Raw genomic sequence first — 12,700 nt, forward strand, 5'->3', positions numbered from 1 at the left:
ATTACTCCACTGCCTTAGACACCCTAGCATTCATAGCATGTGCTGAGTTCTTTTTAAAATATAGTTTCCCAATGATGGCTGTGATCAAAGAGACAATAAGAATCATACTTAATATAGATACAGCAGGCAAGGTTCCTGTTTTTGGTATCATGATGGTAAAACTTCCAATTAAAGCGATTCGTAAGGCAAGGCCTAAAGATCTAAATAAGCTTTCAACACGCCCCATCTTATCATTTGGAATGATTTCCATCATTAAAGTGTTTCGAGCTACTCTTGTGCCTGCATTTCCTAATCCGAAAAATACAGATACAACTAGAAATAAGATTGTAATAGGGAAAATGGTTGTAAGGATGATGGCTACCATGAAAATAAATATTCCTGCAAGCACAATCTTAATATTTCCAAACTTATGAATAAGAAAAGGTACAAACATCCCAGCTACTAGCGCTCCAATTCCATACAACATCTCATGAGCTGCATAAATGGTACCCCCAGCCTGTAGAGTGCTTTCGATATAAATTGGAAAGACAAAATTGGTAATCATAACCGCAACAAATGGAATGAATGCAGAAAATAAAAACAGAAATAACAATGGACGTTCTTTTAAGTAGATAAAGCCTTCTCGCATTTTCCCCCAAAAAGAAGCATCTGCATTGGAATGAGTTGTTTGTTTCGTTTTGGTATAGGGTATAGTACATAAAATGAAAAAAGCGATAACATAAGTAATTGCATCAATAAGCAAGATCCATTGAAAATCAATAACGTCAATTAATAAACTGGCAATTCCTCCAGTCACAACAGCAGATAATTGTCCTTGGATTTCCATCATACCGTTTAAGCTTTTGTACTGTTTTGGTTCAAATATTTCTTGATTCATCGCGAACATTGTCGGATAGAAGAGAGAATAATATAACATTCCGCTGGCAAATAAAACAACAAGGTGCCATGTAGCGTAACTTCCGTTTATAAACCCAATGATTGCAAATAAGCTGATAATGATGAATCCGACCATCTCAGAACCTAGCAGCAATGTTTTTCTTGAATACTGATCTACTAGATTCCCTATGATCGGTGCGATTAAAAATAACATGATGGTCAATATCAAGGAAACAATACCAAATGTGCTGGCTCCATTTTCTCCTGTAACAATCATCCACGGGATCGCAATCATGGTAATCCCCGACCCAATGGATGAAAAAATATTCGCAGTTAATATCTTTAGGAAACGTTGATCCTGAACGATCAAACTCATTGTCTTATGCTGCGCTGTACACTGTGCTTCATATATAGTTGTAGTTCTTTAATAACTTCATCTACTTGACCTTCACCCTGTGCTGTTAATTGTTTGTTTTCCATATCAAATCGATCTGGATCTAATACCAATTGCTTAGGGATAACATTTGCATAGATTCCTCTCGCTACAGTACGCATATTGCTTAAAGCATTAATTCCACCTTTTCCTCCACCCGCTACTGCAATGATTGCAACAGGTTTATGCTCGAATTGAGCACTGCCTAAGAAATCAAGAGCATTTTTAAGGGCTCCGCTCATTGCGTTATGATATTCAGGAGATGTCAATACAACACCGTCTGCATCGTAAGCAAGTTGTCTTAATTGTTTTACAGAAGGGATTTCATTCTGCTCCTCCTCACCGTTATATAAAGGAATGGAGCCTTCACTTAAATCTATTAAATCAGCATTGTATTGATTAGAAATATAGTTTCCAATTACACCTGTTCTACCAAATTTTCTAGGGGTTCCGTTAATCACTAATAATTTCATCTTGATCTCTCCTTATTTAACTAATCTATTGGTTTTAGTTTTACTTTTTGTTTATGTGATATGATCTACTATTTATTATAGAATCTTTTTTATTTTTTAACCTCGTGAAAAGGGTTTAATTTTCTCTACGACTTTAGTCGTAGAAGATTTATGATATTTTACAAATTGTGCTTTACAGCAAATAGAGCAGCTTGCGTACGGTCTGCAAGATTCAATTTTGACAGGATGTTAGACACGTGTGTTTTCACTGTTTTTTCTGTAATATTCAGACTGTCTGCGATTTCTTTGTTGCTTTTTCCATTTGTGATCTCAGACAATACTTCTCTTTCCCGTTTAGTTAATTGCTCTACTAAGTTGTCTTCTTCGCTATTATCCGTCATATGAGACATCATATGAGACATGGCTTTTGGATGGACATGATTCTGCCCGTGGTATACGTTCCGTATTGTTTTTACAAGCTCATCGGGTTCTACGTCTTTTAATTGATATCCAGTTGCACCAGCTTTAATTGCAGGAATGACGTGATCCTGATCAGAGAAGCTAGTTAAAATAATGATTTTAATATCTGGCAACTTTTCTTTTATTACTTTAGTTGCTTCGATACCGTTCATTTCAGGCATCATGACATCCATTAAAATAATATCAGGTTTTAATTCAGCTGCAAGTTGAGTAGCTTCTTTTCCGTTTTCTGCTTCTCCTACAATTTCAATATCCTCTTGTGTACGTAGAAAAAAATATAACCCTCTTCTTACGACTTTATGATCATCAGCAATCAATATTTTAATTCCCATCTATAAATCCTACCCTTCATTAGAAGTTGTTCAAAAACTCCCCTTTTGAATATGAAAAAAAATAAACTCAACTTTATTTTACTGAAAGTGTATCCACATAGGTTTTTGCCATTGGAAGACTTACTTTTAGCAGGGTTCCTTTACCTGAAACACTTTGGATTACTACGTTGCCACCGAACAAGTCTGCTCTTTCACGCATACTTTTTAAGCCAAGAGATGGACTGTGTTGACCATTTTCAATATTAAATCCTACACCGTTGTCATGAATATTCATCTCTACGTTTTTCTTATCACGATTAAATTCTATGCAAACCTCAGTGGTTTCAGCGTGTTTTTTAATGTTGTTCAGTGCTTCCTGACCAATTCGCCATAAACACTCTTCCATTATACTAGGAAGCTCGCCAACACCTTGAACATCAACTGATACTTTTAATCCTAATACTTTCCCATATGCTACAAGGGCGCAAACAACCCCTTCTTCCAATCCCTGAGGGCGCAGCTGCCAAATCAAAGCTTTCATTTCCTTTAAAGCATCTTGAGATAACTCCTGCATGTAGTTCAGCATTTCATGAATATCCTCATCTTCTGTCATTTCCTTTGTCCCTCTAACCGTGAGCATTAGAGAAAACAAGAGTTGGTTAACGGAGTCGTGTAAGTCTCTAGCCAGACGATTTCGTTCTTGAATTAAAGCAAGTTCGTGTCCTTTTTGATTTAAACGAGCATGTTCAAATATAATGGCTAAATGTTGGCTTAATTGTTCGATGATTAATTGATCAATATCATCTAATATCGGATTGGAGATCGTAATTTTCCCTGTTGTTTCTCCTAATTGAAAGGTCTGGGTGAAGGTTGTCATCTCTTCACTGCTTGTTTTGTTTTCTTCATGAACTCTTTCATTGCATTCAATCATAACTTGGTCATATTGAAACTTAATTTGAATAATAGAAGCGGCATACTCTAATCTATAATTTTCATTACGGTCCCCATGAAGAGATGTACTTACCTCACCTAATTTTTGAAACATATGCGCTCTTTTCTGTTCTCGATTCATAAAGTTCAAACGTTTTATTGCTGTTCCTATTTGGATAGCTACAGATTCTAACAAAGCAAGTTCTTCCTCATTGAATTTTAGCTTGTTGGGAGAAGCTACATTTAATAATCCAAACTTTTCGTTCCCTGCTTTTAAAGGAATCGTAGCATGGTGAGTGACACCTTCAGTATCCCCATAATCATTTTCGATTGCATCCTCAATACGTTTGCATTCAATGATGTTGGCAGCTTTATCTAAACGACCATCATGATAACGATCTATACACCAGCAGTCTCCTTCACACATATATCTCTTTTCTTTATAACTTAGAGCAGGGGGTAATTCATAATCTGTCACTAGTTTGAAATTTCCGTCTGGATCGATAAAATAAATCCAACCTGTTTTTAAATCCATTAAATGAATGAGTTCATTTAATACCGACTGCAGCATTTTATCTAAGTCCGTCACTTGGTTTATTGTTTGCAGTATGACTTTTAATGTATTTAATTTTTGTATATTTTTTTCATTCACCATCTTATTTTCACTTCCCTACAAGTAATGTGATTTCGTTGGAAGAAATATCAATCTAAGTACTAATATACTAAGTATAATGGAGTGTGCAATAGGAGTGCAAAAAGAAATTTAGCGATTATTTTTAAATAAAAATGAAAAAATGTGGCAAGCTAATATGGATCAAAAAGGGAAAGGGGGGGAATCAATGCACACTGGATCAGTATCAACCAAAGAATTGTCTTACATATGTGATTCAATGAAAAATGAAGAAACATTAGTAAAGCTTTGTGTTCATGGAGCAGTGGAAAGTCAAAATCCTCAGTTAAAGCAGTTTTTTTATCAGCTGTCACATGAACGTTTTCAGGATTATAACCAATTAATGAATGTATTAGATCATCACAGCGGTCAAACCCAATATTCATAATCTACTTAAGAAAGGGAGGGTTTTTATTGTATAATCAATCCACATCAACAATGGGACAGCAAATGGGGCAGCAGCACGTTGCTTTACCAGACAAAGATATGGCAAATATAGTATTATCAGAACTTAAAAGAATGTCCAGAGAATATACAACTGCATGTTTGGAAGCGGCAAATCCAATGGTTCATCAAACCTTTAATCAATTGCTTCAGAAGTCACTTGCTGATCAAATGCAATTATTCCAATTGATGAATCAACAAGGCATGTATAATGTTACAGCAGCTCCTACACAGGAGATTCAAAAGGAACAGCAAAAATTTAGACAATGTGGTTTTGAAACACAGCAGTTCATGCAGCAATATTTAGGTGGTGGACAAACAACTGCAGGGATGATGGGTGGGCAAAATGCTCAACCAACAAGCCAAGCAACGATGAATCAAATGACCTCTAATTATGGAATGCCGAGCGGGATGGGTACGATGCCGCCAGGTGCATCTTCAACCACAACTAGCTCAAATATTAATGCATCTGGAAATCCGCAAATGAGAGCTGGATCTGGAACGAGCTCTGGGATGAGCTCTGGATCTGGGATGAGCACACAAATGTCATCTACTACCCAGGATCACAGTAAAAAGTATTTGATTTAAAAAATGAATTAGCGACAAGTGGTTTAACGCTCTGAATATTAATATTTCAGAGCGTTTTTTTGTATATTTGACAGTGTACTGTGCGTACTTTAGACTGATTTTAGGAAGACAATCATCTCTTCATCATAGAGTCAAAAATGGAGGTTCATTTTGAAGGATACAATAAAGAATTGGAGACATATATTTAAGCTTGATCCTGATAAAAAAATATCAGATGATCACTTGGAAAGAATATGTTGCTCTGGAACCGATGCGATCATGATCGGGGGTTCTACTGGCATTACCTATGAAAATACTTATGACCTATTTTCTAAGGTTCAGCGCTTTTCCAAGCCCTGTTTATTAGAAATTTCCAATCAAGAAGCCATTGTTTTAGGTTTTGATTTATATATGATTCCGATTGTTTTAAATGCAACTGATCCGAATTGGATTGTTGGAAACCACCAAAAAGCGATAAAAGCTTATGGAGATATTATTCCTTGGGAGTTTATTTTGCCAGAAGCATACGTTTCATTAAATCCAGATGCTGCAGTCTCAAAACTTACAAATGCAACTGCTTGCTTAGATGAAGAGGATGTGCTTTCTTACGCTAGGTGTGCGGAGCATTTATTTCATATGCCTATTTTTTATGTTGAATATAGTGGTGTTTTTGGTGACATGGATATATTGAAAAAAGTAAAGAAGAACTTAAATCAAACCCAGCTTTTTTACGGGGGCGGAATAAATAATGTAGAAAAAGCGAAGAGGGCTGCAGAAGCCGCTGATACAATTATTGTTGGTAATGTCATTTATGAAGATATAAAATCAGCGATTGAAACTGTCGAGATTAAAGAAATCACATCGAAGTAAAAGTAAAAAATACAAGAACGTGTATTCGCTTTCATATGATATAATATATAATTATAATCCGATTAGGAAGGTCTGAATAATAAAAATGAATGAAGCTTTTAATATTTTTGAATCAATAGAAGGTTTAAATGATCAGCAAAGAAAAGCAGTGGAATCTACAGAAGAACCATTACTAATCATGGCAGGTGCGGGTAGTGGGAAAACAAGAGTGCTGACACATCGCATTGCTTATTTAATTGCCAAAAATAATGTAGCACCTTGGAACATCCTTGCTATTACATTTACGAATAAAGCAGCAAGAGAAATGAAAGAACGGGTAGAAAGTTTAGTTGGTCCTTCGGCCAACGATATTTGGGTGTCCACTTTTCACTCTATGTGTGTCAGAATTTTACGCAAGGATATAGAGAAAATCGGTTACACCTCTAATTTTACTATTCTTGATTCTACAGATCAGTTATCAGCAGTGAAAAACTGCATGAAAGAACTTAATATAGATAGTAAAAAATTTGAGCCAAGAGCTGTTTTATCGGCGATTAGTACGGCTAAAAATGAACTTGTCTCACCTGAGAGATATGAAAGTACAATTGGTGATTATTTTCAAGGCGTCGTTTCCAGTGTGTATACGAAGTATCAAAAAAAATTAAAGAGCAATAATTCTTTAGACTTTGACGATTTGATCATGAAAACCATTGAGTTGTTTCAACAAGAAGGCGAAGTGTTGGAACACTATCAATATAAATTTCAATATATTCATGTTGATGAATATCAGGATACAAACCGTGCGCAATATTTGTTATGTCAGATGATTGCAGATCAGCACCAAAGGATTTGCGTTGTAGGAGATAGCGACCAATCCATCTATAGATGGAGAGGGGCAGATATTTCGAATATCTTAAACTTTGAAAAAGATTATCCAAATGCAGAAGTGATATTATTGGAGCAAAACTATCGATCAACTTCAAATATTTTAAATGCAGCCAACCAAGTCATTAACAACAATACTGGGCGAAAACCGAAAAAGCTTTGGACAGATCAAGGAAACGGGGAAAAAATTCATCTATATAAAGCAGATTCAGAACATGATGAAGCTTATTTTATTGCAAATGAAATTAAACAAAATCATGATAAAGGCATTAAATACAGAGATCATGCCATTTTATACCGAACCAATGCCCAGTCACGTGTCATTGAGGAAGTATTGATCAAATCAGATATTCAATATCAGATTATCGGTGGGATCAAATTCTATGATCGTAAAGAAATTAAGGACATTTTGGCTTACCTTCGTTTAATTTCCAATCCAAATGATGACATTAGTTTGCAGCGAATTGTGAATGTACCTAAGAGAGGAATAGGAGCGGCTTCCCTAGATAAACTTCAAGAACAGGCTGCCGTGGAAGGTAAATCTATGTTTACGATGCTCGAAGATTTAAGTGCTGTAAACCTGAGTTCAAGAGCGAAGAATGCATTGCAGCAATTTAAAGTTTTAATGGATAATTTAAGCTCCATGATCGATTATTTAACAGTGTCTGAATTGACTGAGAAGATGCTGGAAATGACAGAGTACAAGGAACCTTTTCTACGTGAAAATACGATTGAATCAAAATCAAAATTGGAAAATATAGAGGAATTTCTATCCGTTACGGCGGAATTTGAAAAACGGAATGAAGATGATTCTTTAGTCTCCTTCTTAACTGATTTAGCCTTGATTGCTGATATTGACTCGTTTGATGAAGATCCATCTGATCTAATGGATGCCTCTGCAGTGACATTGATGACCATGCATAGTGCAAAAGGATTAGAGTTTCCTTACGTATTTGTAGCAGGGATGGAGGAAGGTGTATTTCCGCACAGTCGTACATTTGAAGATGAAGAGGAATTAGAGGAAGAAAGACGGTTGGCTTACGTAGGGATTACTAGAGCGGAGAAAAAACTATTTTTAACCTGTGCCAAAATGAGAATGCTGTTTGGTAGAACGAATTCGAATCCACCTTCAAGATTTTTGAAGGAAATACCGGAGGAATTAATCGAAGATAAATCACCTGTTAGAGAGTTTCAAACATTTAGCAAGGCCAGAACAACATATGGTTCTCAACCTCAATATAAATCTAACTCATCATCTCAAAGTTCAGGAACGACAAGTTTTCAGCGGCAAAAACCGTCTTCACATGAAAAACCTGTAGGCAATTATAGTAATGGAGATAAGGTTGCTCATAAAAAATGGGGTACAGGTACTGTAGTTGCTATTAAAGGAACTGGGGATGACACAGAATTGCAAATTGCATTTCCTGCTCCAGTGGGCCTTAAAAGACTGTTAGCTAAATTTGCTCCAATTGAGAAAGTCTAAATTAGATTGCTATTCACAAATGTAAGTATAGGGCAACTTAAATGATTTGTGTTAGATGCACTGGAAGGAATATGAGTGAATCTAACGCACATTAGACGAAACGAGGGAATTCAATGGACGATCGATTAGAAACAATGAAGAAACTCATCGATGAAATCAACAAATATAATTACCATTACTATACATTAGATCAACCTCTGATCAGTGATAAGGAATATGACCTTTTATATGATCAGCTAGTGGCACTAGAAAAAGAAACAGACGTAGTTTATTCTTATTCACCAACCCAGAGAGTTGGGGGAGAACTCTTAAAGGGTTTTACTGAACACCAACATATTAATAGACTGTGGAGTTTGGATAAAGCACAAAGCCATGAAGATTTACATGCTTGGCACAAACGAATTACTAAACTTATAAATGATTATAATGTAAATAATCCAGAACAGAAGCTCCCAGACCCTTCATTTGTTCTGGAATTAAAATTTGATGGACTTACATTAAACCTTACCTATGATCAGGGGGAGTTAATTCAAGCTGCAACAAGAGGAAACGGTGTGGTGGGTGAGAGTATACTTGCACAAGTGAAAACAATAAAAACCATACCATTGCAAATCCCCTATAAAGATGGACGTTTAGAAATTCAAGGAGAAGGATTGATGTACCTCTCTGTTTTAGATAAATATAATGAAAAAGCAGATGAACCATTAAAAAATGCACGAAACGCTGCGGCAGGCGCACTAAGAAATCTAAATCCTCAAGTGACAGCAAAACGGAACTTAGATGCATTTATATATAATGTAGGTTATACAGAAAAAGCTGAGTTCAAAGATCATAAGGAAATGGTTGCTTTTTTAAAGGAAAACTATTTTAAAATTAATCCATATATTCATTTTAAAAACCAGATTGAAGGTGTAATCAAGGAGCTAGATCATATTGATCAAATGAAATCAACGCTCGATTACTTAATTGATGGGGCAGTTATTAAGATAGCAGATATGAAAACCAGAGAAATATTAGGCTATACTGAAAAATTCCCTAGGTGGGCCATTGCTTACAAATTTAAAGCGGAAGAAGCAACCACTGTACTTGAAGAAGTCATGTGGGAGGTTGGCCGTACTGGCAAAATTACACCAGTAGCTAAAGTGAGTGCGGTTGATATAGGTGGTGTTACGGTGCAAAGAGCCACTTTAAACAATGAGGGGGATATTGAGAGAAAAGGATTGAACTTTGCCCTTGGCACAGAGGTTTACATTAGAAGGTCCAATGATGTTATTCCAGAAATTCTTGGTAAAGTAACAGAAGAAGATGATGGGGATGAAATAAAAATTCCTGAAACATGTCCTTCTTGTGAGACAGACCTAATAAAAAAGGGAGCTCATTTATTTTGTGAAAATCAATTAGGATGTAAACCTCAGCTCATAGGACGAATGAGACATTTTGCTTCAAGAGATGCAATGGATATTGATACTTTGAGTATTAAAACCATCACTCAGTTATATGAAGAACGTGAGGTTCGTGATCCAGCAGACTTATATGAGTTAGAGTTTGATGATTTAATTGACTTGGAGCGGTTTGGAGAAAAGAAAGCAACCAAGCTGTTGGAAGCAATCGAAAACAGCAAAAACAAAGACTTAACGCCATTTTTGTATGCGTTAGGTATCCCAAATACAGGGATTACCACAACTAAATTAATAGCTGAGCATTATAATAGCTTGGAAAATGTAATGAATGCCACGCAGGAAGAGTTAGTGCAGCTGCATGATGTTGGAGAGATCGTTGCTGAAAGCATCGTTTCATTTTTCGCAAATCCAATCATTATAAAAAGCATAGATCGTATGCTCTCGGCAGGAGTAGATCCACAAGCTGTCATAGAAGAAACTATGGAAATTAAAGATAGTATATTCAAAGATAAAACCGTAGTCATTACAGGTACTCTACATGAGCTAGGTCGTAAGGAAGCAGCGGCGAAGCTAGAAGCGATGGGCGCGAAAGTAACAGGCAGTGTTTCTAAGAACACAGATATTCTAATTGCGGGTGAAAAAGCGGGAAGTAAATTGAAAAAAGCAACTGATCTTGGTGTGCAAGTTATGAATGAAGCGGAATTACTTGAGCATCTATCATAATTTTAAATGAAATAAATGATGATAAGTTCGTAATCGTATTGCTATTTAGATTGGATATTTCAGATTCATTAGAAGAATCTAGCTACAGTGATGTAGTTAAAGAACACTGGTCCTATAAATATATCGAAGCAGCATCAAGAGCAGAAATATTAATGAAATAGACGATTAATAACACTATGAAAAGTATGGTTACCTACTTTCATAGTGTTATTTTTTATAAGCGTCAGATATTATTGAAAAATCATGGCAATAGTCAGGGCAAATACGGTATTTGAAAAGGGAGAACACATCTCTTACGGAGCTTGTGGACTTCCTTATTATGTTTCTGATGTAATAAAGGATCATCGCAAAATGATGATTATCAATGTAGATGATTTTGCTAAAGAGGGAATAGACATTCATTTTCGGCATGGAGTTGTACGTGTGGTACCAGAAGACAACAACATTTTAGAAAGTAAAACAGATTATACCTCAGTTTGATGAAGAAATGCTGGACGATATCGTAGAGCATCTGAGGAATGAAGGGTTACCATTCATCTGGAAAAAGGGGGAAGCAATTAAACGCGAGGGCAATGCTTCAGCGGTTGATGGTGTCATTATGTGCATCTTTCTTTCAATAATTCATTCATACGTCTTGATTGTACTTCACCTAAATTTATTTCTTCTTTTTCATTTAGCATTTTATTACGTAGATTTTCAAACATCATTTTATTCTTCTCTTGTTCTTGATCCAGCATTTGATTAGCTTGATCGTTAAAATCTTTCTTTGATTTTTTTCTTTCCTCTGCTACTTTGCTTTTTAAAACATTAATCCTTTGATCATAAATAAGCCACCTTTTTTGTTTACAGTGTCATTAGTGATTACTTTGTAAAAGGTGGTTTATTGTATTATATGAATCTTTATTTATGAAAGCATTGATTTAACTAAATGAACAGGTGAAGTATCAAAAAAAGAAAAATAATTTAACATATTTTTGTGAGGAAATAATTCATTCGCAATTTCTTTAACAGTTTTCCCTTCTTTGTGCAGTTCTTTTACTTTTGTTTGAGATTCTTCCAAATAGTTGAGCTTTGCTCTTAATTTTTGTTTTCCATCTTGTAGTATTCCAGCATGACAGCAATAAACAGTAGAAAAATCATATGTTAATACTTTGCGTATAGAATCCATTAATACAGGGATGTTTTCAAAGTGCCAGATACTTTTCGGTTTTCCTAATACATATAAATCCCCACCAAATAATCGTCCATTTTCTTCATCTAAAAGAACAACATGATCATCAGCATGCCCTGGTGTATGAATCACTTTAAATTTATATTTGTTTGTTTCCACCTGCAGAGGAATCTCTTGAGTATCAAAACCTTTCCGTCTTCCCCAAAAAAGTTTGCGGTAATATGGCATATCCCCATTTTTGCGGCAAAGTTCTATACCAGATTCATGAGCATACAATGGGATTTGCTTGTTATTGACGATCCATGATGCTAGACCAGTATGGTCTTCATGATGATGAGTGACCACAACTTGATCTATTTTTGTTTTTTGAATATATGGGACGATGTCCTTTTTTCCCCGTTTTGGACCTGTATCCACTAAAAGACCATCTATATAATAGAAATAAACATTTACTTGAAAACCAATAGCAGGTACGACTGTTTTTAAACCAATAACATCTTCATGATGTGATAATTCAAGCATATATTTTCACTTTCCTTATTCATTTTCTATTGAGCTATACTCTTATTATATGGATTACTATATTAATTTAAAAGTTATTTTTTGAAAAAATGACCAAAAAAGTTTTCCAGTTCAAATTATTCAAAGTGATTTTCTTGTAATTTTGTAACTTTCATTAAAGCATTCACATACTATCTATTTGGAAATGAGAACTGTTGGATTCGGATTTTGAACGATTGATTGGATAATATTCAAATGATAAGAGGTTTTTTTTTAAAAATATGTATTTGGAATATATTCTCATTGCATTACATTGAATGTTCGTGGTATATTATTTCTTGCCGCTAAGAAGCAGAAAAATTTAACGGTAAACAACAAGAAAAAATAGCTTGCAATTAATTATAAAGTCTGCTATTATTAATTCTTGTCACGACAATTTTCGACAAAGGAAGTTATCGTGAAATAAGCTCTTTGAAAACTGAACAGAATGAATCGATAAAATTATTTGAAAAGTATTACTTTTCA

Annotated in this window: 11 protein-coding genes; 6 read left to right on the forward strand and 5 right to left on the reverse strand. The window is 35.1% G+C overall.

The window, feature by feature from the left end:
• Nucleotide 1 precedes the first annotated feature (1 nt).
• The 4 genes from Q5Y73_RS17670 to Q5Y73_RS17685 form a co-directional block, all read right to left on the reverse strand.
• Nucleotides 2-1,252, reverse strand: coding sequence for an MFS transporter (locus Q5Y73_RS17670; protein ID WP_305993233.1), 1,251 nt, complete (start codon nt 1,250-1,252; stop codon nt 2-4).
• On the reverse strand, nt 1,249-1,782 hold the full coding sequence (locus tag Q5Y73_RS17675) for an NADPH-dependent FMN reductase (protein ID WP_305993234.1): 534 nt from the start codon (nt 1,780-1,782) through the stop codon (nt 1,249-1,251). The genes Q5Y73_RS17670 and Q5Y73_RS17675 overlap by 4 nt, the downstream gene beginning before the upstream one ends.
• Before the next feature lie 158 nt (nt 1,783-1,940).
• Nucleotides 1,941-2,573: a response regulator gene (locus Q5Y73_RS17680; protein WP_305993235.1), complete on the reverse strand. Its 633-nt coding sequence runs from the start codon at nt 2,571-2,573 to the stop codon at nt 1,941-1,943.
• A 73-nt stretch (nt 2,574-2,646) separates the two neighbouring features.
• Complete coding sequence (locus Q5Y73_RS17685; RefSeq protein WP_305993236.1) at nt 2,647-4,137, reverse strand: GAF domain-containing sensor histidine kinase; 1,491 nt, start codon at nt 4,135-4,137, stop codon at nt 2,647-2,649.
• A 184-nt stretch (nt 4,138-4,321) separates the two neighbouring features.
• Between Q5Y73_RS17685 and Q5Y73_RS17690 the strand changes: the two genes are divergently transcribed.
• The 6 genes from Q5Y73_RS17690 to Q5Y73_RS17715 all read left to right on the forward strand — a co-directional run bounded on the left by Q5Y73_RS17690 (nt 4,322) and on the right by Q5Y73_RS17715 (nt 10,983).
• Entirely contained in the window at nt 4,322-4,540 is a 219-nt protein-coding gene (locus tag Q5Y73_RS17690) for a hypothetical protein (protein ID WP_305993237.1), read from the forward strand.
• 26 nt (nt 4,541-4,566) lie between these two features.
• Nucleotides 4,567-5,184, forward strand: coding sequence for a spore coat protein (locus Q5Y73_RS17695; RefSeq protein WP_305993238.1), 618 nt, complete (start codon nt 4,567-4,569; stop codon nt 5,182-5,184).
• A 150-nt stretch (nt 5,185-5,334) separates the two neighbouring features.
• Nucleotides 5,335-6,033, forward strand: a complete 699-nt coding sequence (pcrB, locus tag Q5Y73_RS17700; RefSeq protein ID WP_371320231.1) for a heptaprenylglyceryl phosphate synthase — start codon at nt 5,335-5,337, stop codon at nt 6,031-6,033.
• Nucleotides 6,034-6,118: 85 nt separating this feature from the next.
• Nucleotides 6,119-8,380, forward strand: coding sequence for a DNA helicase PcrA (gene pcrA / locus Q5Y73_RS17705; RefSeq protein ID WP_305993239.1), 2,262 nt, complete (start codon nt 6,119-6,121; stop codon nt 8,378-8,380).
• A 113-nt stretch (nt 8,381-8,493) separates the two neighbouring features.
• Complete coding sequence (gene ligA / locus Q5Y73_RS17710) at nt 8,494-10,503, forward strand: NAD-dependent DNA ligase LigA (RefSeq protein WP_305993240.1); 2,010 nt, start codon at nt 8,494-8,496, stop codon at nt 10,501-10,503.
• 243 nt (nt 10,504-10,746) lie between these two features.
• Nucleotides 10,747-10,983, forward strand: a complete 237-nt coding sequence (locus Q5Y73_RS17715) for a hypothetical protein (RefSeq protein WP_305993241.1) — start codon at nt 10,747-10,749, stop codon at nt 10,981-10,983.
• A gap of 424 nt (nt 10,984-11,407) precedes the next feature.
• On the opposite strand, the gene Q5Y73_RS17720 is transcribed toward Q5Y73_RS17715, so the two are convergent.
• Complete coding sequence (locus Q5Y73_RS17720; RefSeq protein WP_305993242.1) at nt 11,408-12,196, reverse strand: MBL fold metallo-hydrolase; 789 nt, start codon at nt 12,194-12,196, stop codon at nt 11,408-11,410.
• Nucleotides 12,197-12,700 lie beyond the last annotated feature (504 nt).

This window comes from Chengkuizengella axinellae (assembly GCF_030730905.1).
Classification (GTDB): domain Bacteria; phylum Bacillota; class Bacilli; order Paenibacillales; family KCTC-33759; genus Chengkuizengella; species Chengkuizengella axinellae.

What these genes read in the sequence shown, in the direction of transcription:
- Q5Y73_RS17690 (WP_305993237.1), top strand. Translation starts at nt 4,322, where the DNA reads ATGCACACTGGATCAGTATCAACCAAAGAATTGTCTTACATATGTGAT.
- Q5Y73_RS17680 (WP_305993235.1), bottom strand. Translation starts at nt 2,573, where the DNA reads ATGGGAATTAAAATATTGATTGCTGATGATCATAAAGTCGTAAGAAGA.
- Q5Y73_RS17715 (WP_305993241.1), top strand. Translation starts at nt 10,747, where the DNA reads ATGGCAATAGTCAGGGCAAATACGGTATTTGAAAAGGGAGAACACATC.
- pcrA (WP_305993239.1), top strand. Translation starts at nt 6,119, where the DNA reads ATGAATGAAGCTTTTAATATTTTTGAATCAATAGAAGGTTTAAATGAT.
- Q5Y73_RS17675 (WP_305993234.1), bottom strand. Translation starts at nt 1,782, where the DNA reads ATGAAATTATTAGTGATTAACGGAACCCCTAGAAAATTTGGTAGAACA.
- Q5Y73_RS17670 (WP_305993233.1), bottom strand. Translation starts at nt 1,252, where the DNA reads ATGAGTTTGATCGTTCAGGATCAACGTTTCCTAAAGATATTAACTGCG.
- Q5Y73_RS17685 (WP_305993236.1), bottom strand. Translation starts at nt 4,137, where the DNA reads ATGGTGAATGAAAAAAATATACAAAAATTAAATACATTAAAAGTCATA.
- ligA (WP_305993240.1), top strand. Translation starts at nt 8,494, where the DNA reads ATGGACGATCGATTAGAAACAATGAAGAAACTCATCGATGAAATCAAC.
- Q5Y73_RS17720 (WP_305993242.1), bottom strand. Translation starts at nt 12,196, where the DNA reads ATGCTTGAATTATCACATCATGAAGATGTTATTGGTTTAAAAACAGTC.